At 32.9% G+C, this 22,968-nt stretch carries 22 protein-coding genes; 13 read left to right on the forward strand and 9 right to left on the reverse strand.

Features of this window, described 5'->3' with window-relative positions; translation table 11 throughout:
* Positions 1–29 precede the first annotated feature (29 nt).
* The 5 genes from E0F76_RS03780 to E0F76_RS03800 all read left to right on the forward strand — a co-directional run bounded on the left by E0F76_RS03780 (position 30) and on the right by E0F76_RS03800 (position 4,972).
* Positions 30–698: a succinate dehydrogenase cytochrome b subunit gene (locus tag E0F76_RS03780; protein WP_132001547.1), complete on the forward strand. Its 669-nt coding sequence runs from the start codon at positions 30–32 to the stop codon at positions 696–698.
* Positions 699–710: 12 nt separating this feature from the next.
* On the forward strand, positions 711–2,720 hold the full coding sequence (locus tag E0F76_RS03785) for a fumarate reductase/succinate dehydrogenase flavoprotein subunit (protein WP_132001550.1): 2,010 nt from the start codon (positions 711–713) through the stop codon (positions 2,718–2,720).
* 79 nt (positions 2,721–2,799) lie between these two features.
* Positions 2,800–3,171 (forward strand): four helix bundle protein, encoded by a 372-nt coding sequence (locus E0F76_RS03790; RefSeq protein ID WP_132001553.1) that lies wholly within the window; start codon positions 2,800–2,802, stop codon positions 3,169–3,171.
* 124 nt (positions 3,172–3,295) lie between these two features.
* Positions 3,296–4,057 carry a succinate dehydrogenase/fumarate reductase iron-sulfur subunit gene (locus E0F76_RS03795; protein ID WP_132001556.1) on the forward strand — a complete coding sequence of 254 codons (762 nt, stop codon included), beginning with the start codon at positions 3,296–3,298 and terminating at the stop codon, positions 4,055–4,057.
* Between the two features lie 144 nt (positions 4,058–4,201).
* Complete coding sequence (locus E0F76_RS03800; protein WP_132001558.1) at positions 4,202–4,972, forward strand: amidohydrolase; 771 nt, start codon at positions 4,202–4,204, stop codon at positions 4,970–4,972.
* On the opposite strand, the gene E0F76_RS03805 is transcribed toward E0F76_RS03800, so the two are convergent.
* Complete coding sequence (locus tag E0F76_RS03805) at positions 4,958–6,619, reverse strand: Ig-like domain-containing protein (RefSeq protein WP_132001560.1); 1,662 nt, start codon at positions 6,617–6,619, stop codon at positions 4,958–4,960. The two genes, E0F76_RS03800 and E0F76_RS03805, sit on opposite strands and share 15 nt — an antisense overlap.
* Positions 6,620–6,859: 240 nt before the next feature.
* Here E0F76_RS03805 and E0F76_RS03810 point away from each other — a divergent pair, with 240 nt between their 5' ends.
* The gene (locus tag E0F76_RS03810; RefSeq protein ID WP_132001562.1) at positions 6,860–7,864 is read left to right on the forward strand and encodes a hypothetical protein; all 1,005 of its coding nucleotides are present in this window, start codon (positions 6,860–6,862) and stop codon (positions 7,862–7,864) included.
* Positions 7,824–10,094 carry a hypothetical protein gene (locus E0F76_RS03815; protein WP_132001564.1) on the forward strand — a complete coding sequence of 757 codons (2,271 nt, stop codon included), beginning with the start codon at positions 7,824–7,826 and terminating at the stop codon, positions 10,092–10,094. The genes E0F76_RS03810 and E0F76_RS03815 overlap by 41 nt, the downstream gene beginning before the upstream one ends.
* 4 nt (positions 10,095–10,098) lie before the next feature.
* Here the strand turns inward: E0F76_RS03815 and E0F76_RS03820 are convergent, their stop codons facing one another.
* Entirely contained in the window at positions 10,099–10,782 is a 684-nt protein-coding gene (locus E0F76_RS03820) for a ComF family protein (RefSeq protein WP_132001566.1), read from the reverse strand.
* Between the two features lie 230 nt (positions 10,783–11,012).
* On the opposite strand from E0F76_RS03820, the gene E0F76_RS03825 reads away from it, so the two are divergent.
* Positions 11,013–12,554, forward strand: coding sequence for a glycine--tRNA ligase (locus E0F76_RS03825; protein ID WP_132001568.1), 1,542 nt, complete (start codon positions 11,013–11,015; stop codon positions 12,552–12,554).
* A gap of 63 nt (positions 12,555–12,617) precedes the next feature.
* On the opposite strand, the gene E0F76_RS03830 is transcribed toward E0F76_RS03825, so the two are convergent.
* From E0F76_RS03830 to E0F76_RS03850, 5 genes are read right to left on the reverse strand one after another with little or no spacing between them, the layout of a single operon-like run.
* Positions 12,618–13,160, reverse strand: coding sequence for a hypothetical protein (locus E0F76_RS03830; RefSeq protein ID WP_132001570.1), 543 nt, complete (start codon positions 13,158–13,160; stop codon positions 12,618–12,620).
* Positions 13,161–13,216: 56 nt separating this feature from the next.
* Positions 13,217–14,287 (reverse strand): ACR3 family arsenite efflux transporter, encoded by a 1,071-nt coding sequence (gene arsB / locus E0F76_RS03835; protein WP_132001572.1) that lies wholly within the window; start codon positions 14,285–14,287, stop codon positions 13,217–13,219.
* 1 nt (position 14,288) lies between these two features.
* Entirely contained in the window at positions 14,289–14,921 is a 633-nt protein-coding gene (locus E0F76_RS03840; protein WP_181954028.1) for an arsenate-mycothiol transferase ArsC, read from the reverse strand.
* Between the two features lie 22 nt (positions 14,922–14,943).
* Positions 14,944–15,390, reverse strand: coding sequence for a DUF6428 family protein (locus E0F76_RS03845; RefSeq protein ID WP_132001574.1), 447 nt, complete (start codon positions 15,388–15,390; stop codon positions 14,944–14,946).
* Between the two features lie 31 nt (positions 15,391–15,421).
* Positions 15,422–15,778, reverse strand: a complete 357-nt coding sequence (locus tag E0F76_RS03850; protein ID WP_132001576.1) for an ArsR/SmtB family transcription factor — start codon at positions 15,776–15,778, stop codon at positions 15,422–15,424.
* Between the two features lie 325 nt (positions 15,779–16,103).
* Between E0F76_RS03850 and E0F76_RS19545 the strand changes: the two genes are divergently transcribed.
* From E0F76_RS19545 to E0F76_RS03875, 4 genes are all read left to right on the forward strand, one after another.
* Entirely contained in the window at positions 16,104–17,180 is a 1,077-nt protein-coding gene (locus E0F76_RS19545; RefSeq protein WP_246021973.1) for a LytR/AlgR family response regulator transcription factor, read from the forward strand.
* Positions 17,181–17,369: 189 nt separating this feature from the next.
* Positions 17,370–17,627 carry a 3-oxoacyl-ACP reductase gene (locus tag E0F76_RS03865; RefSeq protein WP_132001578.1) on the forward strand — a complete coding sequence of 86 codons (258 nt, stop codon included), beginning with the start codon at positions 17,370–17,372 and terminating at the stop codon, positions 17,625–17,627.
* Between the two features lie 119 nt (positions 17,628–17,746).
* On the forward strand, positions 17,747–19,768 hold the full coding sequence (locus tag E0F76_RS03870) for a tetratricopeptide repeat-containing sensor histidine kinase (RefSeq protein WP_132001580.1): 2,022 nt from the start codon (positions 17,747–17,749) through the stop codon (positions 19,766–19,768).
* Between the two features lie 22 nt (positions 19,769–19,790).
* A complete protein-coding gene (locus E0F76_RS03875) occupies positions 19,791–20,486 on the forward strand; it encodes a response regulator (protein ID WP_132001582.1) in 696 nt (231 codons plus the stop codon).
* Between the two features lie 71 nt (positions 20,487–20,557).
* On the opposite strand, the gene thiL is transcribed toward E0F76_RS03875, so the two are convergent.
* Complete coding sequence (gene thiL, locus E0F76_RS03880; RefSeq protein ID WP_132001584.1) at positions 20,558–21,604, reverse strand: thiamine-phosphate kinase; 1,047 nt, start codon at positions 21,602–21,604, stop codon at positions 20,558–20,560.
* Positions 21,605–21,783: 179 nt separating this feature from the next.
* On the opposite strand from thiL, the gene E0F76_RS03885 reads away from it, so the two are divergent.
* Positions 21,784–22,716: a 1-phosphofructokinase family hexose kinase gene (locus E0F76_RS03885; RefSeq protein ID WP_132001586.1), complete on the forward strand. Its 933-nt coding sequence runs from the start codon at positions 21,784–21,786 to the stop codon at positions 22,714–22,716.
* A 9-nt stretch (positions 22,717–22,725) separates the two neighbouring features.
* On the opposite strand, the gene E0F76_RS19830 is transcribed toward E0F76_RS03885, so the two are convergent.
* Entirely contained in the window at positions 22,726–22,854 is a 129-nt protein-coding gene (locus E0F76_RS19830; RefSeq protein WP_281275264.1) for a hypothetical protein, read from the reverse strand.
* Positions 22,855–22,968 lie beyond the last annotated feature (114 nt).

A 22,968-nucleotide genomic window follows, 5' to 3' on the forward strand; every position in this document is an offset into this window, starting at 1 on the left:
ATTTTATAAATAATTTATTTTCAATACTTATGGCAAAATCTACGTTGTTGAAGTCGTCAATTGCTAAAAAAGTGGCTATGGCGCTTTCTGGGATTTTCTTGATTTCTTTTCTAGCATTGCACTTTTTTATTAATGTGCTTTCAGTTTTTAGTGCAGACGCTTTCAATGAAATGTCTCATTTTATGGGTTATAATCCTATAATTCAGTTTGTAATGCAGCCCATTTTAGTTGCAGGAGTTATTTTTCATTTCATTATGGGATTCGTTTTAGAATTAAAAAACAGAAGTGCTAGACCTGTTGCTTATGTTAAGTACGATGGCGCTGCAAATGCTTCTTGGGCATCAAGAAATATGATTATTTCTGGTTTAGTTGTATTGGCTTTTTTAGGCTTACACATGTACGATTTCTGGTTTCACGAAATAGTGTATAAATATGTAGAAGGAAATGCAATCGAAGAGACAAGATATTATGGTGATTTAGTGGCTAAATTTGAAAATCCAGTGCGTACCGGCTTGTATGTTGTAGCTTTTGTATTATTGGCATTACACCTTTGGCACGGTTTTACATCTTCATTACAATCTGTAGGATTTGATAACAAAATCGGAAAGTCTTTGCATAAAATATGTTATGCTTTTGCAATTGTAGTTCCTTTTGGATTTATTTTTATTGCATTATTTCATCATTTTATTAATAATTAATATCAATCTATAATGAAGTTAGATTCTAAAATACCAGAAGGTCACATTTCACAAAAATGGACTGATTATAAAGACCACTTAAGGTTAGTTGCACCAAACAACCGTCCAAAAATAGATATTATCGTAGTAGGTACAGGATTAGCGGGCGCTTCGGCAGCAGCTTCTTTTGCCGAAATGGGTTACAATGTAAAAGCATTTTGTTACCAAGATTCTCCACGTCGTGCGCACTCAATTGCTGCACAAGGAGGTATCAATGCTGCAAAAAATTATCAAAATGACGGAGATAGTACTTTCCGTTTGTTTTATGACACTATAAAAGGTGGCGATTACAGAGCACGTGAAGCAAACGTACACCGTTTAGCAGAAGTTTCAGGAAACATCATCGACCAATGTGTGGCTCAAGGTGTTCCTTTTGCACGTGATTATGGTGGAATGTTAGACAACCGTTCATTTGGGGGTACACAAGTACAACGTACTTTTTATGCTGCAGGACAAACAGGGCAACAATTATTACTAGGTGCTTATTCTTCTTTATCAAGACAAATCGGTTTAGGAAAAATCGAAATGTTCAACCGACATGAAATGTTGGAATTGGTAAAAGTAGATGGAAAAGCTCGTGGTATCATTGCGCGTAATTTGATAACTGGAGAATTAGAAAGACATTCGGCTCACGCAGTAATTATAGCATCTGGAGGATATGGAAATGTTTATTTCCTTTCAACAAATGCAATGGGTTCAAACGTAACAGCTGGTTGGAAAATTCACAAACAAGGCGCTTATTTTGCTAATCCTTGTTATGTGCAAATTCACCCAACTTGTATTCCAGTTCACGGAACCAACCAATCTAAATTAACCTTGATGTCGGAGTCATTAAGAAACTCTGGACGTATTTGGGTTCCAAAGAAAAAAGAAGATGCAGAAGCGATTCGTGCAGGTAAAATGAAACCAACACAAATTGCCGAAGCAGATAGAGATTACTACTTAGAAAGAAAATATCCTGCTTTTGGAAATCTAGTGCCTCGTGATGTGGCATCTAGAGCTGCAAAAGAAGTTTGTGACGCTGGTTTCGGAATTGAAGCTAACAATACAAACGAAGGAGTTTACCTTGATTTCTCAACAGAGATTCAATCAAAAGGAAAACAAACGGCTTATGCCAAAGGGAATCATAATCCTTCTCAAGAAGAAATTATTTCATTAGGGAAAAAATGGTTGGAAGAAAAATATGGTAACTTGTTTACGATGTACCAAAAGATTACGGATGAGAATCCCTATGAAACTCCAATGAAAATTTATCCAGCAGTTCACTATACTATGGGGGGTGTTTGGGTTGATTATAACTTACAGTCTACTATTCCAGGATGTTTCGTTGCAGGAGAGGCAAACTTCTCTGACCACGGAGCGAATCGTTTAGGAGCTTCGGCTTTGATGCAAGGATTGGCAGATGGATATTTTGTATTGCCTTATACCGTATCTGATTATTTATCTGATGATATTCGTACAGGTAAAATTTCAACTGAGTTACCTGAATTCGTTGCCGCTGAAAAAAATGTTAAAGATTCAATTGATAAGTTCTTATCGAATAATGGAACTAAAACAGTGGATCATTTCCACAAACTTTTAGGTCATATTATGTGGAACAAAGTAGGAATGGGTCGCAATGAAAAGGATTTAACAGCAGCTATCGAAGAAATTGCTGCTTTAAAAGAAGAATTCTACAAAGAAGTATATGTTCCGGGAAGTTCAGATGAATTGAATCCTGAATTAGAAAAAGCACTTCGTGTTGCCGATTTTATCGAATTAGGACAATTGATGGCTATGGATGCTTTGCAACGTAAAGAATCTTGTGGAGGACACTTCCGTGATGAATATCAAGATGCCGAAGGAGAAACACTTCGCGATGATGAAAATTTCAAATTTGTGGGTGCTTGGGAATACAATGGCTACGACATCAAAAATGAAGAACTTCATAAGGAAGAATTGAAATACGAGTTTATTAAAATAGCCGCAAGAAATTATAAATAGTAAAAAGGCAATAGGCAAAAGCCAAAAGGCAATAGTAAGAAACTAGTGGCTAATGGCTTTGCCTAACAACTCAAAAAAAATGAGTGAAATAAAATCGTATAAAGATTTATTGATTTGGCAGAAAGGAATTGATATTGTCTGTATGACTTATAAATTAGTTTCAAGTTTTCCTAAAGATGAATTATACGCTTTGTCAAGCCAAATAAAAAGAAGTTCAGTGTCAGTTCCTTCAAATATTGCTGAAGGATATGGAAGACAATCAACTCAAAGTTATATTCAATTTATCAAAATAGCTCGAGGTTCTTTGTGTGAATTAGAAACACAATTATTAGTAGCAAATAAATTGGATTTTATTAATGATGAAAAATTGTTTTTAGAGTTATCAAATCAGATTATTGAAGAAAGCAAAATGATTAATTCCTTTTTAAATAAATTAGAGACTAGTAAATAAAAGTTACTAATGCCTTTTGCCTAATGGCTTTTGGCTAAAAATAAAAATAAATTATTAACGCCTTACGGTAAATTGGCAAGACTACAAACTAATGCCTTTTGCCTATTGGCTAATGCCTAAACAAATGAGTGCAGCAAAAAACATCAATATAAGCCTTCAGATTTGGCGTCAGAAAAACTCCAAAGCAAAAGGAAAAATGGAAACATACAAATTGAACGATGTCTCTACGGCAAGTTCATTTTTAGAAATGTTAGACCAATTAAACGAACAATTAGTAAACGAAAGAAAAGAACCAATTGCATTTGACCACGATTGTCGTGAAGGAATTTGCGGGATGTGTTCTTTATACATCAACGGACGTGCACACGGACCAGATACTGGAATCACTACTTGTCAATTGCACATGCGAATGTTCAATGACGGAGATACAATTGTTATCGAACCATGGCGTTCAGTTGCTTTTCCAGTAATTAAGGATTTAATTGTAGACAGAACTTCATTTGATAGAATTCAACAAGCGGGAGGTTTTGTTTCGGTAAATACTTCCGGGAATACTATCGATGCTAATGCAACTCCAATTAACAAACAAGATGCGGACAAAGCTTTTGAAGCAGCGTCTTGTATTGGTTGTGGAGCTTGTGTAGCTACTTGTAAAAATGGTTCTGCTATGTTATTCGTTGGAGCAAAAGTTTCTCAATACGCTTTGCTACCACAAGGAAGAATTGAAGCTACAGACCGTGTACTGAATATGGTTCGTCAAATGGATGAAGAAGGTTTTGGTAACTGTACCAATACTGGCGCTTGCGAAATCGAGTGTCCAAAAGGAATTTCTTTAGAAACTATTGCTCGTATGAACAGAGAATATCTTTCTGCAAGTTTGAAATAATAGTTTATAGGCAGTAGCGAAAAGGCAAAAGTAAAAACGCATTCATTAATTTGGATGCGTTTTTTTGTTTAACCTTTTAAAAAAATCCGTGTTAATCCGTTCCATCTGTGTCATCCGTGTGCCATTTTTCACTAATTTTATAATATGAAAATCGCCTTAATCCAATCTTCCTTAATCTGGGAAAACCCAAAAGCCAACCGAAACCATTTCGAAGAAAAAATCAATGCTATCACTGAAAAAGTAGATTTGATTGTCCTTCCTGAAATGTTCTCGACGGGCTTTACAATGAATCCCGAGATTGTTTTCGAAACAATGGAAGGGGAAACTATTCAGTGGTTACAATCAATAGCCAAAGCCAAGAATAGCGCAATTACAGGAAGTTTAGTGATTAAAGAAAACAATAATTTCTATAATAGATTAGTGTTTGTTTTTCCTTCAGGAGAAATTGAGGTCTTCGACAAACGGCATTTGTTTTCGCTGGCTTATGAAAATGAATGCTATACTTCTGGAAATCATAAATTAATTGTAGACTATAAAGGTTGGAAAATTTGCCCGTTGATTTGTTATGACTTGCGCTTCCCCGTTTTTTCCCGAAACACCAAAAATTATGATGTGCTACTTTATGTTGCCAACTGGCCAAAAGCAAGAATCAATGCTTGGGATATTTTGCTAAAAGCACGTTCCGTCGAAAATATTTGTTATACCATTGGTGTAAATAGAGTTGGTTTTGATGATAACAATTTCGAATACAACGGCCATTCTCAGGCAGTCGATTTTCTTGGAAATTACCTTTTGGAACCCCAAGAAAACGAAGGTGCTTTTATAGTTGAATTAAACAAACAAGCATTAGAAAAAACCAGAAATAAACTTGGTTTTCTAAACGATAGAGATTCCTTTGAGTTAGTATCGAATTGATTTGGGTTTTTCTTTTTTGGGTTCTTTCTTTTTTACTTCGGGAATGTAGGGAAGGCTCACATCAAAAACCTGTTCCACATCCCAGTTAGCACGAACATCAATAATTTTTGAAAAATAGACCACTTCTTCCGCTTGTAGTTTTTCTAAATAATTACCTGAATCCCATTCCTTGTTTTTATTGTCGTCATAAATTAATCGTAATGAAAATAGACCTGGATCCAAATACATGAAATCTAAATTAGAATTTTCCTCGGAATATTGGGATGCAATCATGGCTCCTTTATCGTCAGTGAGTTCAACAATAACAGGAAAATGTTTTACATTTTGCAAGCTTACTTTTAGCGTTCCATAATCTTCAATAGATTTTGTACTTGTTTTGAAAACAAGCGTGTCATTCGATTTTTCGAACAAATCGGTAAAAGCACCAGGCATAACATTGAAGGTGTATTTTTCCGAAGGAGCTACCTTGAAGTCAAAAAACAATTCTTGGTTGAATTCATCGTATTTGGTTGTGAAAGCTACAGTGACTGAATCTTTATTGATGAGTTTAATTTTCGAATTATCAAATCGTACTAATGGAGTAGCACTTTGCAATGAAAAATGATCTTTTAAATTTAAGTCTCCATTTTGTGTTGCACTGATATTCAAACTGTCTTTTTTCTGTTTTTTTAATTTAAAACGAAAATCTTTTAAATAGTTTTTTTGAGTCACCGCCAAGGATAAGGTATCAGCCTTTAAGGGTTTAAACCACACTTGTAAGGAATCTTTTTTGGGAAATTTTGTAACTATTGTAGGAACAATTGAATCGCCTTTTTTTAATGCAATTTTATATTCTTTAGCTTTTCCTTCATAAGGCAATAGCAATCGGTTTTCTGATGCTTGAATTGGTCTGAATGCTTTAAATGGAGGTGTTTCTTTAAATAATTTTACTTCTTGAACACTGTCCGTCGGAATGGTGATAAATTGTTTCTTAAAACCAATTTTATCTTTATTTGAATTGAATTTATTATTGTTATTATAATCTTTCATTGCTACCAAAAGATATTTCCCAGCTTTTAAATTCTCTAATTTAAAAGTTTTCATACTATCTAAAGTATTGGTAATATATCTTGGATTCTCTTTATATACCACAGAATCATTAAAAGTGTCATTCACTTCATAAAGCATTATCGATACAAAGGATTCCACTTCTTTATTATAGGCATCTTTCACGCTTCCACTAAGGGTCAATGAATCTATAAAAGTCCCTGTTGAAAATACATATTTAAACTGATTCAATGCATTCCCTTCATTGTTGTCAGTAATACTTTGTCCAAAGTTGATGCTATAAGTAGTGTTGGGTTGTAAAGTATCTTTAATTTTAATACTGATATATTTACTTACTGATGTAGGCGAAATAAGTGGTTCGTACTTCATTGGAGGCGATATAATCAATTGTTTATTTAAATCTTTCAGCTTGATGTATTCGTCAAAAGTCAATTTTATTTCTTTTTCTTTAAAACCGGTGCTAAAATTTTTTGGTAAACTTATTTTCAAAACAGGAGCCAAGGTGTCTTTCAATCCTCCAGTAATACTGCCTCTTTTGGCACAACTAATCATTATAATAACGAGTAGAAGTACACTATATTTAAAGTTGTTTTTCAACATAATGAGTCATAATTTATGATGGTACAAAATAACAATTATATTAGCTGTAAATGAAATCTTTTAAATATAAATATATATTCCGTTTTGTCATCCTGAGCTTGTCGAAAGAAGGAGCTTTTTCCTGCTATTCGCTGTATCCACGCAAAAAAAGCGTGGGATGCCGCTACTATCAGGGCTAAAAAATGCTCGATTAACCATAAAAAAATCTACTTTTGATTAGAAATTCTCAATATTTTATCCTTGAAAAATAGTCTCTTTTTTTGTGTTTTGTTTATCCTGTTGACTTCTTGCCATCAACAGGAAAAACCAATGATTGCTTTTTATTATTGGAAAACCATCTTCAAATTAGCGCCATCGGAGAAAAAAATTCTCGATGACAATCAAGTCAAGAAACTCTATATTCGCTATTTTGACATTAATTGGAACGCCAAACAGAAGCAAGCTTTTCCTCAAAGTCCCATACGGTTTGCAGAAAATCCAACCAATTTCACGATAGTTCCAGTAGTTTACATCAAGAACAAGGTGTTTCTTAATAAAGACCTGAATATTTTGGATTTGGCCCAAAAAACCAATAATTTTATAGAACAAATTAATACCAAAAACCAAATTGATTGCCAAGAAATTCAAATTGATTGTGATTGGACACTCTCAAGTCGAGATAATTATCTAAAATTTATTGATTGCTTCAAGAAAATTTCGAAAAAAAAATTATCAGCGACAATCCGTTTACATCAAATAAAATATTTCCAAAAAACTAAAATTCCAAATGTTGACAAAGGCGTTTTAATGTATTACAATATGGGGAAAATCGCCTCCGATTCACTCCATTCTATTTACGATAGAACTATTGCCAAACGGTATTTGACAAGTTTAAAAAAATATCCTTTGCCACTCAGTATTGCTTTGCCAATCTATTCATGGGCAGTACATATTCGTGATGCAAAAGTCATTGGTTTAATTAATAAAACGAACAGTCTCAATTTTGAAAATAATCCTAATTTTAAACTTGCAAACAAAAATTGGATAAAAGTTACAAAATCCAATTACAAAAGTGGAACCTATTATAAAAAAGGGGATTTACTAAAATTAGAAAGAATTTCAAAAAATGATCTACTGGAAATGGCGAACGATTTAGAAGATAATTTAGCGAAAACCCCAATAGAAATTATTTTTTATGATTTAGATGAATTTAATATAAAAAACTATGAAAAAGACCTTTTTGAGAAAGTTACTGCTCGGTTTTAGTACGATTCTTCTTTTTGTTTATGGAGTAATTTTTGCATGCGGTGGAGGCGAAGATTGGGGATGGTTTTTTGATTCTAATTTTGCCCCAGAAACATTTGTCGATAAATCCTATTCGCCACTTTTCCTATCTCAAGAAGTATTTTACGGGATTGGATTTGACACCGAACACACCACAAGATTCAATGACGAAAATAGTGCCGACTGGACCACTTTTTTGGGTGATAATATACCTGCAAAGGACTTGACGTTTTTCTTAACCGATTCAAGTAGTGCTGATGTTAAGGGACTAACTGCCTTTTTCAAATATAAAAAGACAAATAAATTTTCGGTGAAATGGAAAAATAAAATAAAATTGAATGATTCAAAAACGAAAGATTTTATACTATTTTTAAAAGATGTACAGGAAGTTGAACACTTTTCAACCCAGAAATACGATTCTTGGAATTATGACGCAATTGTTAAACCAGCAGTTTTGACCAACTTGAATTGGATAAAATCCATGGAAAAAAAATATGCCGCAACCAATGATCCATTTTTGAAGAACAGGTATTGGTTTCTTGTAATTAAAACTAGTTTTTACAGTACTACTCCAGAATTTGGTACTGCCTTTTTTTACAATACTCAAAAAGACACTCCCAAAAACACCTTATATTATAGAGCTCTTGCTTATCAAGCAGGAATTGAATACCAACAAAAGCATTTTGCCAAATCCAATTATTTATACAGTCAGGTTTTTGACAAATGCCCAAGTTTACGAGTAGTTTCTGCGTATAGTTTTCATCCACAAGAGGAAAAAGACTGGAAGGAATCGTTGAATATGGCTAAATCTGACGAAGAAAAAGCCGCTCTTTGGGCCATTCAAGGCTATTATACAGATGAAGAACAAGCCATTGCCGAAATCTACAAAATACAGCCTAAAAGCGAGCATCTTGATTATTTATTGACCCGATTAATCAATAACCAAGAAAATAAAATAGACCATTCGTTCAAGCAAAATTCCGTTCTTGAATACAAAAAAAGAACCAAAGACAGTATTTCTAAATCGAGTATCAATTTAGTTTTGAAAATTGCACAATCAAACCAAACGGCGAAACCTTATTTGTGGAATGTGGCTGCGGGATATTTAGAAACCTTAAATGGTAATATTAAACAAGCCGAAGTTAATTTTGATAATGCCGAAAGCAAAATGCCACAAACATCATTAGCAATCAGTCAAGTTCGTTTGCTGCGATTCGTAAATAATTTGAGTAAAATAGACCAAATAGATTCCAATAACGAAAAAACAATTTTAAAAGATTTGACTTGGTTGTATGATGAGTTGCCAAAATTGAACATTGAAAATTTACGATACGAAAATGCCACAACTTGGAGTAAAAATTATTTGTCAGCATTATACAAATCTCAAAAAAATGAAGTTTTGGCCGAATTGTTTGTTAGAGACAACAGCTTTTATGATAATGAAAAGAAATTAGAAGCAATGAAAACATTTTTGGCTAAAAACAACAAAACTGCAATAGAAAAAATTGGAGTTAGTGTTTATAATGTCAATTTAGTGGATATCAATAATTATCAAGCTGTAGCTGCTACATTTGCCAATAAAATACCCGAAGCAATTGCGTTTATGCAAAAAACAGAGGACTTGCAAAACGTGAAATTTTATGGAAATCCATTCAACGGATATATCAAAGATTGCCACGATTGTGAACACGCTGTTATTCAAAAAAAGAAATATTCGAAAATAGATTTCTTGAATACATTAAAAATAATGCAAGACAATATTTCCAATGGAGAAGAGGTTTATAGCAATTCATTATTGCTCGGTAATGCATTTTACAACATTACCCATTTTGGTAATGCAAGAATATTTCACGAAACTAATATTAATGGATATGGATACAGCCCGTATGATTTTAGAGATCCAATTAGAGCTATGGTTACGGATTGTTCGCTGGCAAAAATGTATTATAAAATGGCTCTAGAAGCTACTACAAACCGAGAGCAAAAAGCCAAATGCTATTACATGATTGCCAAATGTGAAAGAAATGAGTATTATAATGTAAAATACAAGTTGATAACCAATGCCAATTGTTGGAAAATTACCGATGACAAAATCAATTTTTTAGCTTGGGATGGATTTAAAAAATTAAAAGCCAACTATTCAGATACAAAATACTATCAAGAGGTGGTCAATGAATGCGGGTATTTCAAAACATACATCAGTCAAAAATAATAAATCAAGAATGCGCCATTGCCATACAAACAATACTGATTTTTGCGCCAGGAATTTTAAGTAGAGCATGCGAACAAGCTTCTAAAGTAGAACCTGTCGTAATTACATCATCAATCAACAAGAAATGTTTGTTATGGTCTTTTTCTGTAAATGAAACATCAAAAATGGTGTCGATTCCTTCACTTCTGTTCAATAAGTTTTTCTTGGATTGCGTTTTCGAGTAAATATTCCGAACAACTATAGTTGGATTGTATGGAATATTCAAACCGTTAGAAAGTGCTAATCCAAAATCCGTAACCTGATTATAGCCTCTTTCCCTGAGTTTTCGTTTGTGCAAAGGCACAGGAATTATTTCATCTATTGAATTTATTATTGTCGAATTAATCAAATCGGCTGCATACCATTCTCCCAAAACAGTTCCAATTTCTTCATGACCTTTGTATTTCAAATTGTGAATCAATTCTTGAACAATCCCTTTTTTATGGAAATACAACATTGCAGAAGTAAATTCTACAGGAATTCGGCCATAAAATTTTTTGAAAGCTTCGTTTTCTGGATTCAAATGATGATTAGTCAGCGGAATATTGTGTCTGCAAACTGTACAAATCACATTTTCATTCGATAATAAAAGCGAATGACAACCGGCACAAACTGGTGGATAAAATAAATTGATAATGGATTTGAACATACGAAGTCGATTTTAGTCATAAAAATAAGTAAATCAATGATTCAATCGTTATTAAATTACTCTTAGATGTCGTTTATTTTAAATCCATTAAGATATGTAAGAATCCATTAATCTTAAACCCTTAATAAATCTTAAATATCTTAATGGTTGAAATTTTAAATACAGAATGTTTCACAAAATATACATCAGAACCTTTTTTTTAAGTTCACTTTTTATATTTTTGCACCACTATGGCAAAACAAGAAGATTTATTTAAAAATGTAATTTCGCACGCGAAGGAATACGGATTTATTTTTCCGTCTAGCGAAATTTACGATGGTTTAAGTGCGGTTTATGATTATGCACAAAACGGAGTCGAATTAAAAAAGAACATACGGGAATATTGGTGGAAATCAATGGTTCAAATGAACGATAACATCGTTGGTCTTGACGCGGCAATATTGATGCACCCAACTACTTGGAAAGCTTCAGGTCACGTAGACGCCTTCAATGATCCATTAATAGATAACAAAGATTCAAAAAAGCGATACAGAGCCGACGTTTTGATCGAAGATTATGCTGAAAAGTTAAATCTAAAAGCTAAAAAAGAAATCGAAAAAGCGAAAGTTCGTTTTGGTGATACTTTTAACGAACATGAATTTATTACAACCAATGCTCGAGTTGTAGAATATTTGGCTAAAGAAAGAGAAATTCTAGAAAGAATGGCGCGTTCTTTAGGTGCTGGAGATTTAGAAGATGTAAAAGCATTAATCGAAGAGTTGGAAATTGCTTGTCCTGATTCGGGATCACGTAATTGGACCGAAGTGCGTCAATTTAATTTGATGTTCGGAACAAAATTAGGTGCTTCTGCAGATACAGCAATGGATTTATACTTGCGTCCAGAAACTGCTCAAGGAATTTTTGTAAATTTCTTAAATGTTCAAAAATCAGGTAGAATGAAAGTTCCCTTTGGTATTGCACAAACTGGAAAAGCCTTTAGAAATGAAATTGTTGCCAGGCAATTCATTTTTCGTATGCGGGAATTCGAACAAATGGAAATGCAATTTTTTGTGCGTCCAGGAGATGAAATGCATTGGTACGAACACTGGAAAACAGCTCGTTTGAACTGGCATTTATCACTAGGTTTAGGAAAAGACAATTATCGTTTTCATGATCACGAAAAATTAGCCCATTATGCTAATGCAGCGGCTGATATTGAGTTTAATTTTCCTTTCGGTTTCAAAGAATTAGAAGGGATTCACTCACGTACTGATTTCGATTTAAAAGCACATGAAGAATTTTCAGGTAGAAAATTGCAATATTTTGATGCTGAATTGAATCAAAATTATGTTCCTTATGTGGTAGAAACATCAGTTGGTTTAGATAGAATGTTCTTAGCAGTTTTCGCTACGTCATTAAAAGAAGAAACGCTTGAAGATGGATCTACTAGAACGGTATTGAAATTGCCAGCCGTTTTAGCTCCTACTAAAGCAGCAATTTTTCCTTTAGTTAAAAAAGATGGCTTGCCAGAAATCGCACACAAAATCATCGATGATTTGCGTTGGGATTTCAGTGTGACTTATGATGAAAAAGATGCTGTAGGAAGACGTTACAGAAGACAAGATGCATTGGGAACTCCTTTTTGTATAACTGTTGATCATCAAACTATCGAAGACCAAACGGTAACGATTCGTCATAGAGATACAATGAAACAAGACCGCGTAGCTATTGTAGATTTGAAATCCATTATCGAAAATGAAGTTTCGATGAAAAATTGGTTGATGAAAATGTAGATAAAAGGTTAATCGCTTAACAAGTTATAAAAAAAGCTTCTCGATTGAGAAGCTTTTTTTGTTTTAGAATCTATATCCGAGAAATAAATCGCCCCTGAAAACAGCTTCTGGAGTGTTTATGTTTCCGCCTAGAGTTCTGCCAAAACCAATTAAAGTTTCGAATACAAAACCAGAGGAATTGATCCATTTTTTTCCTAAAGCTAAACCTAAAGCTCCTGCACTGTATTTTTCATTAGTAGAATAATAATTAATATTGTTATTTCCTGCAAAATATTTCGCAAATCCTTCTACAAAAAATCCTTTGGCACCATATTCTTTTGTTTCTTGGAAATAAAAACGAGCAAATGGAGTTACTGAAAAATCTTCGGGATAATCACTGTTTTTGCTAAGATTTACTAAAATCGAACTACCATAGGTAAAGTTTTTAGAGTAAATGTATTCATAAGTAACTTCAAGGATTGGTCCAGCAAGAAGTTTTACTGCACCTACTTTTAATTCATGTTTTCTGTCAAAAATTGTGGTTTCTGTGGGTTTGTCAGTTATTGTTTCTTGACAAAAGACTAAAGCCGAAACCATTATGCAGAATAATAGATATGTTTTTTTCATTTTTATCTGAATTTAGCATTAAATATATTTCTAATTATTCTCACTTTATTTAAAAATCAAATATTTTTAGTATAATATTTTTTTCTAAACCAAAAAGCTACGTTTACCAAAGCAATTAGTGCAGGTACTTCTACTAATGGACCAATAACACCCGCAAAAGCTTGCCCCGAATTAATACCAAATACACCAATAGAAACTGCAATAGCTAATTCGAAGTTGTTTCCAGTTGCTGTAAAGGCAATGGCTGTGGCTTTGGAGTAATCGGCGCCAAAATACTTCCCAATAAAGAAACTAATGACAAACATTATCGTAAAATAAATTACTAACGGAAGCGCAATTCGCAATACATCGAAAGGAATTTGGACGATTAATTCCCCTTTTAAACTAAACATTAAAACAATGGTAAACAATAATGCGATTAAGGTAATTGGTGAAATAAAAGGAACATATTTGGATTCAAACCATTCTGAACCTTTAAGTTCAATTAGTGCATATCGAGTGATGATTCCGAGTGCAAAAGGAATTCCTAAATAAATACCCACACTTTCGGCGATTTGTCCAATGCTGATGTTGACTTCAAAGCCAGTATAGCCGAAATAAGGAGGTAAAATGGTTATAAACAGGTAAGCATAGATGCTGTAAAGTACTACTTGGAAAATACTGTTTAAGGCAATCAAACCTGCTGCGTATTCTCGGTTTCCATCGGCGAGATCATTCCAAACTACCACCATCGCAATACAACGCGCTAATCCGATTAGAATAACTCCAATCATATATTCGGGATAGTTATTTAAAAAAAGTAAAGCCAATACAAACATTAAGATAGGTCCAACAATCCAGTTGAGGAATAAGGAAGCGCCAAGGACTTTGGTGTTTTTGAATACCTCGCCCATTTGTTCATATTTCACTTTGGCCAATGGCGGATACATCATTAATATTAATCCAATGGCCAAAGGAATATTTGTGGTACCACTCGAAAAAGAATTGATGAAATTACCACTCGACGGGATGAAATAGCCTATTGAAACTCCAACCGCCATTGTCAAGAAAATCCAAAGTGTTAGATAGCTGTCGAGAAAACTTAATTTTTTTCTTGCAACAACAGGACTGCAATTATTTGCTGACATATTATTTTTTTATTTGGGAGAATACATAAAACATTTCGGTGGCAATTTGTAAGCTGCGTTCCTCATATTTTTCAGCTTGTTGTGGGGTATTGTCAAATGCTTTAGGGTCTTCATAAGTAATAGGAATCCGTTTTTCGGCACCTGGAATAAACGGACAGCCTTGATCAGCGGACGAACAAGTCATAATTGCTGCAAATTCACTTTGTGGATTAAAATCATCGTCAAAGGTTTTTGAGAAACCTATAATTGGAGGTGAATTTTGAGTATATTTTATCGCATATACAGGATTACTTCCTTCCGCTATGGTTTTAATCTGAAAACCTTGTTTGGCCAAGGTTTTGGCTGCCATAGGAAATAGTGCTGTTGCCTCTGTTCCTCCAGAATAACAAAATACATTTTTTATAGCATAAAATGCTGCTGCAGTTTGTGCCCAAACTTGTGATAAATGACTTCTTCTTGAATTGTGGGTGCAGATTAAGTTGAGTCTTATTTCTTGATTGTGGTTGGTTTTGCTTTGTATAAAATCAATTAGAGGTTGCAATATGATTTTACGTTCTATTGCAATACTTTCAAAGTTGAAAGTAATGGCTAAGTTTTCAATTTCAGGAAAGAGGATTGTTTTTGTAAGGTTCATTTGTAATTAGTTTATATAAAAATTAGCAACAGCTTCCTCCTGGAGTGCAGCAACTTGGTTCGTTTATTTTTTCTGAAGGGATGCCACATTGATCTTGAGCCAAACAAGCGGTTTGTTTATTAACCAAAACAAAGTCTTCCCCATTGAAATCTAAATCGTATTTGCCGATTGTTTGTGTTTGATATTCAACTTCTATTTCGGAATCTTCTATTCCTAGAACTTTTTCAGACAATTCGATAATAGAAGTTAATTTTTGAGGTTTCAAACGATGGTCAAAATCATTTGCATTCCATAATTGAAAGTTGACTACAGTTTCCTTTCGAATTGTTCCTCCGCAATCAATAAAGTTTTTAGTGATTAAACCAACTTCGGTTACATGAAAGTGTTCTGGTACTTCCGTTCCGTCATCCAATATAAAGTTAACGGCTTCAACTGTTTTTAGGATGTTTTTTATTTGTGATAATTTCATCTTTTTTTAAATTTAAATTATGAACATTGAATTACTTGATATTCTCGAAAAACATTTGAAATAGAGTTGTTTTATTTTTATCTAAATGCTTAGTTACATTCTGGAAAAAATATTTTATTTTTTCAAATCCTACTTCATCAATACAATAGCATAAATTTTTTCCTGTAATAGTTCCTTTAATAAGACCTGCTTTTTTCAATTCAGATAAATGTTTCGATACTGTAGATTGAGCTAAGGGTAGTTCTTCTACAAGATCTCCACAAATACATGAGTTAGATTTCATGAGCAACTGCATAATTGCCAATCGTGCAGGATGTCCTAATGCTTTTAGGACTTCGGCCATGTCGTTTGTCTCTTTTGTGAAACCAATTGTCTTCGTTATTCCCATATCGCAATATTACGATAATAGTTTTAATTAACAAAATATAATTTATATAACTTTTAATTTTTGATGGTTAACGGCTCATTTATTGCATTTTATCGGTTTTATTTGCAGTTAAATTTTTTGTATTAACATTTAGTAAATACATATTAACAACTTATGTGCTAAGTAATGTAAATGTTTATTTTTATGCCGTTAAATAGGAGTATTCATGTGAATTTTAATGCTTTTGTTTGATTAGTTTCCCCAAACTACCTTTTTTTACTTACCGCTTTGAAGTAGTATACTTCGAATGTCTAATGTTATGCCTTAAAAACAGGATAAGACATTGATGAATTACCCGTACATTATTATTGATGATGATCAAGAAAGTGTTTTGAGAACTAAAGCAATAGCTAATGGTTTTTCAGAGCTTGCTTTTGTGGCATCGGCTAACAACTATACGGACGGTTTAAATCTTATATTAGAACTTTCTCCAAAAATAATTTTTCTTGAAATTGACCCAGCAGATAAAGAGAGTAATCTATCATTGGCACTAATCAATGAGTTATATCGCTATTTGAAAATTATACCTAAAATAATTATCACAACCTCAAAGAAAGAATTGGCTTTTGAAGCCATACAATATGAAGTGTCTGATTATATATTAAAACCGATTCAGCGCATTGATTTAATAAAAACATTTTTAAAAATTAAAAAAGCGATTGCAGAAGATGAAGTCTATGTAGTGAAAAACGCTGTTCCTGCTGAACATCAAAATCCGAAAGTCGAAAGCGAAATCTACGTAGCTAAAGATCCTGTATATCAAGGAGATAATCCGGTAGTTTCAGAAATAGCAGATAATGTGGTGCGAACTCCTATTCTAGAAGAAGTTCTTAATGTCTTTTCAGAAGAGGAATACTCTGAAGTGAATAATCCTTTCCTAAAAGAATTTAAAAAAGGCGATACGGAAGACGAATATTCTGAAGTAAAAAAACCTATACTTGAAGAAGATCAAGAATCTGAGGTTGAAACGATTGCTACACAATTTGTTACAAAACAAAATCCAAACATTGAGCAACCACTAATTTTATGTATCAAATCCTATGGAGATTATAGGTATATAGATGCTAAAGATATTTGTTATTTTCAAGCGGATAATAATTCAACTGACATTCATTTGAACAACGGGGAAATGGTAACAGCCTTCAAAACGTTGAAACATTTTGAAGGAATATTGTCGTATCCTTTTGTTAGAATTCATAACAGTTATATTCTAAACTGCAATTACATTTCCAGGATTCATACCGGAAATGCAGTATGTTATATTAAAAACAGTACTACAAAACTTCCTTTTTCCAAATCGTATAAGTCAAGTGTTGATCTTATTATCTCCGATTTCTCTAATGGTAATTATTTGGAAATTTAAATAAAATCCATCCACCCAGATTTGATGGTCATTCACTATCAAACGACCCCATTCTACCATATACCCCCATTTTTACTACAAAAATAGAGAGTTCCTATATACTTTTGGACCGTGATACAGTGATAAATGCTAATCACATTAACAATAATAAGAACCCAAATTTATAAAAACTTAAAAAAACTATTTATTATGAAAAAAGCTATTTTAACATTCGGATTATTTACAATGGTAATGATATTAACTTCTTTTACTACACCTGAAACAACTACTTCTCAACTTGCAGGACAAGGTGCAGCAGGTGGAAGTGTAAGATTAGAACTAGCAGGTCAAGGAGCGGCAGGTGGAAGTGTAAGATTGGATTTAGCAGGTCAAGGAGCAGCTGGTGGAAGTGTAAGATTAGATCTTGCAGGACAAGGAGCAGCTGGTGGAAGTGTAAGACTAGACTAAGAATATAGGTTTAAATATAATTATTTTAATTAAAATAATAAGGCTATCAATTTTTGATAGCCTTTTTTTATTTCAATAGGTTAATTTTAGTATTTTTGAAGCTATTCTAAAAACCGCAATTGAAAAACACTTTCTACATAATAGTCTTACTGCTTATTTTTTTCTTTGGTTGTACCAAAAAGAATACCGAAAGTCAAATCATTTCCCCACAAGAAGACAGTCTATCTGCTTATTTGTCTAAAGCCAATGATTTTAGTGCCACAACTAAAAAAAGGAAAGAGTACATAAAGAAAGCGTATGAGATAATCATGAATCAATCCAACGATTCAATCCAACGAGCAAATCTATTTCGAGTAGCCAATCGTTATTATAACTTGAACAATTGGACTGAATATCGCAAAATCGCATTGATAGTTTTAGATAAAGCATTGAGGAGTAAAGACACAGTGAGTACTGCAAAAGCCTATTCTTATTTAGGTGATTATTATGGCTCACAGGGCGTTTCAGATACCGCTTTTAGTTATTATAAAAAAGCAGAAAAAATATATGTTTTAAAAAATGATAATTACAATCTGTCTAAAACACGGTTGAATAAAGCTTTGTTGCAATATAACGAAAGCGATTTTTCTGGAAGTCAAATTTCAGCACTCAACGCTTTGAAGGTGTTGAAATATGAAAAAGCAAATAATATTACATATGAAATCTATAACCTTTTAGGATTGCTTTATAATGAACTTGGAGATTTTGACAAAGCCATTGAATATAATAACATGGCCTTAAGTTTAAATGAGGACACAGTACCTATTGAGATTCAATCGAAAGCTACATCTATGAATAATTTGGGCTTGGTCTATCAAAACTTGAATCAAGATCAAAAAGCAATCCCCTATTTTCAAAATGGATTAAAACATAAAAAAGATTTGCTTTTATACAAACCCTTTGTTTATGCATTATTATTAGATAATTTGGGATATTCACGATTTAAATTAGGTATATCCAATGAACTTCCAAACTTATATTATGAATCCTTAGAAATAAGAGAAAATCTGCATTTGACTATTGGAATTATTATTAGTCAACTTCATTTATCAGAATATTTTGCGTCTAAAAATGACAGTTCTAAAGCATTACAATTTTCAAAAGAAGCGCTATTAACTGCACGAAATTCCAAAAACAATAGAAATGCTTTAGCGCCTTTAAAACGATTGGCTATTATTGATTCAAAAAATGCATCTATATATAATAAAGAGTACATCCATATCAATGATAGCCTGCAAAAAACAGATCGAAACATTGCGGATAAATTCACCCGTATTGAATATGAAACCGAAGCAATTAAAGACGAGAACTCTGCCTTAACAGAGCAAAACAGAAATTTAGTCTATATATTTGGATCTATTTTGATTTTGGGGATGTTTTTATATATCATCAAAGCCCAAAAAACTAAAAATAGGGAGCTGTTGTATAAACAAGAACAGCAAAAAGCCAATGAAGAAATTTACAATCTAATGATTTCCCAACAAAACGATGTGGAAACAATTAGGGTAAAAGAGAAAAAACGAGTAGCTCAAGAGTTGCATGACGGTGTTTTGGGCCGAATGTTTGGCGTGCGAATGAACTTGGATGGGTTGAATAATTTTCAGGATGAAACCGCTACTAAACAAAGAATGAGCTATTTAAATGAATTAAAAAACATCGAACAAGATATTCGTGAAATTTCACATGATTTGAATAGGGAAAAATCGGAATTAATTAATAACTTCGTCGCCATTATAGACAATTTATTCGAAGAACAAAAAAAGACGTACCATTCAACGTTATTTTCAGCAATTGATAGGAATATTAATTGGGAAGTAATAAGTAATGCCAACAAAATAAATTTATATAGAATTGTTCAAGAATCACTGCAAAACATTAATAAATATGCCAAAGCAAATGGCATTAAGGTTGAATTCAAAAAAGATTTAACTAATTTATTCTTAAAAATAAGTGATGATGGAATTGGATTTAATGTAAATAAAGCCAAAAAAGGAATTGGCTTGCAAAACATGCAAGCTAGAATAATTGAATGTAAAGGTACATTTGAAATAAAATCAAAAATAGGAGAAGGAACTATTATTACGGTTACAGTCCCAATTTAACTAAAAAATAATAAACAAGGAAATGACAATTAACCACGGAGCCGAATCAATAATAAAAAACAACATTATAATTGTTGACGATCATCCATTTATTATTCAAGGGTACAAAAATGCCATTACAAGATACAAACCAACAGAGTTTGAATTTTTAATTGAACAAGCTAATGATTGTAAATCGGCTTATGAAATTATTACAAATCCGGCAACTCCAGCTTTTGATATTGCCTTTTTAGACATAAGTATGCCATCTTATGAAGAAAAAGGATTGTTCTCAGGTGAAGATTTGGCTAAATTGTTAAATCAATATATGCCTGACTGCAAAATTATTTTGCTTACTATGTATACGGAATTGTTAAAAATAAAGAACATTATTGAAACCATAAAGCCAAGAGGCTTAGTTATTAAAAACGATTTAACTTTTGACGAATTGTTATTAGGTTTTAATAAAGTTGTTAATGACGAGATTTATTATAGTCAGTCTATTCAAGAAATGATTGATCAGGAATTGCATAAACCTATAGAAGTGGATCTTTTTGACAAACAAATTCTTTTTCATATTTCAAAAGGCACAAAAACTAAAGAGCTTGTACAATACATTCCAATTTCTATAGAAGCAATTGAAAAAAGGAAATTAAATCTTAAAGAAAAATTAGATATTCCTTATGATAGTGATATTGAACTAGTGAGAGAAGCTAAAAAAAGAGGTTTACTCTTTTAATACTAATCTCAAATTTGAATTAAATAAAAACGGCTCCAATTTTTTGGAGCCGTTTTTATTAGTCAAAATTATTATTCACTTATAGCATCCCAACCTCGGGCTTTTAGAGGAATTCGGGTATTGGCACGAGTCACGAGATGTATTCCTTCACTTTCTTGAGTCATATGCCCAATAATTGTAAAATTTGGATTTCCTTTTATTTTATCAAAATCTTCCATTTTGATAGTAAATAATAATTCATAATCTTCACCACCATTAATTGCTACAGTTGTTGCATCTAGGTCAAATTCTTCGCAAACATTCATAAATTGAGGATCCAGTGGCAATTTGTCTTCATATAAATTACAACCTACACTAGATTGTTTGCACAAATGAATTATTTCTGAAGATAATCCATCCGAAATATCAATCATTGCTGTTGGTTTTATCTCTAATGCGTGCAATAAGGTACGCACATCTTTTCTGGCTTCTGGCTTTAATTGGCGTTCAATTATATAGGTATAGGCATCTAAATCAGGTTGAGAATTGGGGTTTACCTTAAATACTTGTTTTTCTCTTTCCAATACTTGTAATCCCATGTATGCTGCGCCAATATCTCCAGTAACAACCAATAAGTCGGTTTGACCAGCGCCATTTCTGTACACAATTTCATCCTCATCTGCTTCACCAAGTACAGTAATGCTAATAATCATACCTTTTTGTGAGGAAGTAGTGTCGCCTCCAATTACATCGACCTTATATTCATTGGCGGCAAGCGCTATGCCGTCAAATAATTCGTCTAATGCTTCTAGTGGGAAACGATTGGAAACTGCAATTGAAACTGTAATTTGTGTCGCTTTAGCATTCATGGCACAAATATCAGAAACATTAACAACAACTGCTTTGTATCCCAAATGCCTCAATGGCATATATGCCAGATCAAAATGGACTCCTTCGACTAATAAATCAGTAGAAATAACGACTTTTTTGTCTTTGAAATCTAAAACTGCGGCATCATCACCAATTCCTTTTAAGGTAGAAGTTTGGTTTACTTCAAATCTTTTTGTCAAATGTTCTATTAATCCAAACTCTCCTAGTTGAGCAATGCTGGTTCGTTGTGGTGATTTATCTTCAATCATAGTTTTCTATTGGAATGAACAATTCATTTTGTTCGTGATATAAATGGTAAAAAAAGTTTTAAGATTGCAAAGGTACAAAGAAGAGCCCTGTTTTCTGTTAAATATAAATTAGGATTTACTAGACTCTTTTATATTATCAGTATTTTTATGGCATCTATAAATAAAAATTGGAATAAAATATGAAAACTTACGATATTATTAGCCTTACAGTAAATCCTGCAATAGACAAAAGCACTCATTTAAGAGGACTCGTTCCTGAACAAAAGTTACGATGTTCTACGCCAAGATATGATGCAGGTGGAGGAGGAATTAATGTATCTAAAGCGATTGCTAGATTAGGAGGCAGTTCTCTGGCTGTTTTTACTTCCGGTGGATATACGGGTAAAATGCTTGAAGATTTATTAAAAAAAGAAACCATCGATTCTAAGGTTATTCCTGTTGAATCCATGACGCGCGAAAGTTTTATAGCAGTAGATGACAATACCAATTCGCAATATCGTTTTGGCTTTACTGGAGGTGAATTGACTGAAAAGGAATGTGAAGAAATATTGGATAGTATTCGAAACGCAACAACTAAATATCTAGTTGTGAGTGGAAGTTTGAACGAAGGATTGTCGGGTGATTTTTACCAAAAAATAGCTCAAATTGCTAAAGAAACCAAAACCAAATTAATTGTTGATACATCTGGTGAACCCTTGAAAAATGTAATTAAAACAGGTGCTTTTTTAATTAAACCCAATGTGGGTGAACTGGCAAAGTTAGTAGGAGTAGATCATCTGCAACTCGAGCAAGTAAATCATGCCGCCAAACAAATTATTGCCGACGGTGGTGCTGAAATAGTGGTGGTTTCACTTGGTCCACAAGGTGCAGTAATGGTGACAAAAGATAGTTATGACTATGTTCCTGCTCCCAATGTAGCAAAGAAAAGTACTGTTGGTGCTGGAGATAGTATGGTGGGAGGAATGGTTTGGGCGCTTTCGCAAAACAAAAGTATAAAAGACGTGTTACGATGGGGAGTTGCTTGTGGTTCTGCTGCAACCATGAACGAAGGGACGCAGTTATTTAAAAAAGAAGATGCAATTCGATTATTTGAATGGTTGCAGGATAAATAGATTTTGAATTTAAAGCGTTTTAGAAACTTCGTCCCAGTTTAATAGTCTTTTTGGATTTGCTTTTCCTTTTTCCATTCTCTCTATAACTAAATCTTGATATTCTTTTGGAATTTGATTTTTCTCTTCTTTTTCTTTCATTATACTATGCCTTAAATTTTCTAAAAGATTGAATCTTTTTATAAAACAAAAAAACCTGACAATTTTCATCATCAGGTTTTGATCTATTATCTATTCGTCTATTATCTAAAAGTC

Source organism: Flavobacterium cellulosilyticum, from assembly GCF_004349355.1.
Taxonomy (GTDB): Bacteria; Bacteroidota; Bacteroidia; order Flavobacteriales; family Flavobacteriaceae; genus Flavobacterium; species Flavobacterium cellulosilyticum.

What these genes read in the sequence shown, in the direction of transcription:
- E0F76_RS03780 (WP_132001547.1), top strand. Translation starts at nt 30, where the DNA reads ATGGCAAAATCTACGTTGTTGAAGTCGTCAATTGCTAAAAAAGTGGCT.
- E0F76_RS03785 (WP_132001550.1), top strand. Translation starts at nt 711, where the DNA reads ATGAAGTTAGATTCTAAAATACCAGAAGGTCACATTTCACAAAAATGG.
- E0F76_RS03790 (WP_132001553.1), top strand. Translation starts at nt 2,800, where the DNA reads ATGAGTGAAATAAAATCGTATAAAGATTTATTGATTTGGCAGAAAGGA.
- E0F76_RS03795 (WP_132001556.1), top strand. Translation starts at nt 3,296, where the DNA reads ATGAGTGCAGCAAAAAACATCAATATAAGCCTTCAGATTTGGCGTCAG.
- E0F76_RS03800 (WP_132001558.1), top strand. Translation starts at nt 4,202, where the DNA reads ATGAAAATCGCCTTAATCCAATCTTCCTTAATCTGGGAAAACCCAAAA.
- E0F76_RS03805 (WP_132001560.1), bottom strand. Translation starts at nt 6,619, where the DNA reads ATGTTGAAAAACAACTTTAAATATAGTGTACTTCTACTCGTTATTATA.
- E0F76_RS03815 (WP_132001564.1), top strand. Translation starts at nt 7,824, where the DNA reads ATGAAAAAGACCTTTTTGAGAAAGTTACTGCTCGGTTTTAGTACGATT.
- E0F76_RS03820 (WP_132001566.1), bottom strand. Translation starts at nt 10,782, where the DNA reads ATGTTCAAATCCATTATCAATTTATTTTATCCACCAGTTTGTGCCGGT.
- E0F76_RS03825 (WP_132001568.1), top strand. Translation starts at nt 11,013, where the DNA reads ATGGCAAAACAAGAAGATTTATTTAAAAATGTAATTTCGCACGCGAAG.
- E0F76_RS03830 (WP_132001570.1), bottom strand. Translation starts at nt 13,160, where the DNA reads ATGAAAAAAACATATCTATTATTCTGCATAATGGTTTCGGCTTTAGTC.
- arsB (WP_132001572.1), bottom strand. Translation starts at nt 14,287, where the DNA reads ATGTCAGCAAATAATTGCAGTCCTGTTGTTGCAAGAAAAAAATTAAGT.
- E0F76_RS03840 (WP_181954028.1), bottom strand. Translation starts at nt 14,921, where the DNA reads ATGAACCTTACAAAAACAATCCTCTTTCCTGAAATTGAAAACTTAGCC.
- E0F76_RS03845 (WP_132001574.1), bottom strand. Translation starts at nt 15,390, where the DNA reads ATGAAATTATCACAAATAAAAAACATCCTAAAAACAGTTGAAGCCGTT.
- E0F76_RS03850 (WP_132001576.1), bottom strand. Translation starts at nt 15,778, where the DNA reads ATGGGAATAACGAAGACAATTGGTTTCACAAAAGAGACAAACGACATG.
- E0F76_RS19545 (WP_246021973.1), top strand. Translation starts at nt 16,104, where the DNA reads ATGAATTACCCGTACATTATTATTGATGATGATCAAGAAAGTGTTTTG.
- E0F76_RS03865 (WP_132001578.1), top strand. Translation starts at nt 17,370, where the DNA reads ATGAAAAAAGCTATTTTAACATTCGGATTATTTACAATGGTAATGATA.
- E0F76_RS03875 (WP_132001582.1), top strand. Translation starts at nt 19,791, where the DNA reads ATGACAATTAACCACGGAGCCGAATCAATAATAAAAAACAACATTATA.
- thiL (WP_132001584.1), bottom strand. Translation starts at nt 21,604, where the DNA reads ATGATTGAAGATAAATCACCACAACGAACCAGCATTGCTCAACTAGGA.
- E0F76_RS03885 (WP_132001586.1), top strand. Translation starts at nt 21,784, where the DNA reads ATGAAAACTTACGATATTATTAGCCTTACAGTAAATCCTGCAATAGAC.
- E0F76_RS19830 (WP_281275264.1), bottom strand. Translation starts at nt 22,854, where the DNA reads ATGAAAGAAAAAGAAGAGAAAAATCAAATTCCAAAAGAATATCAAGAT.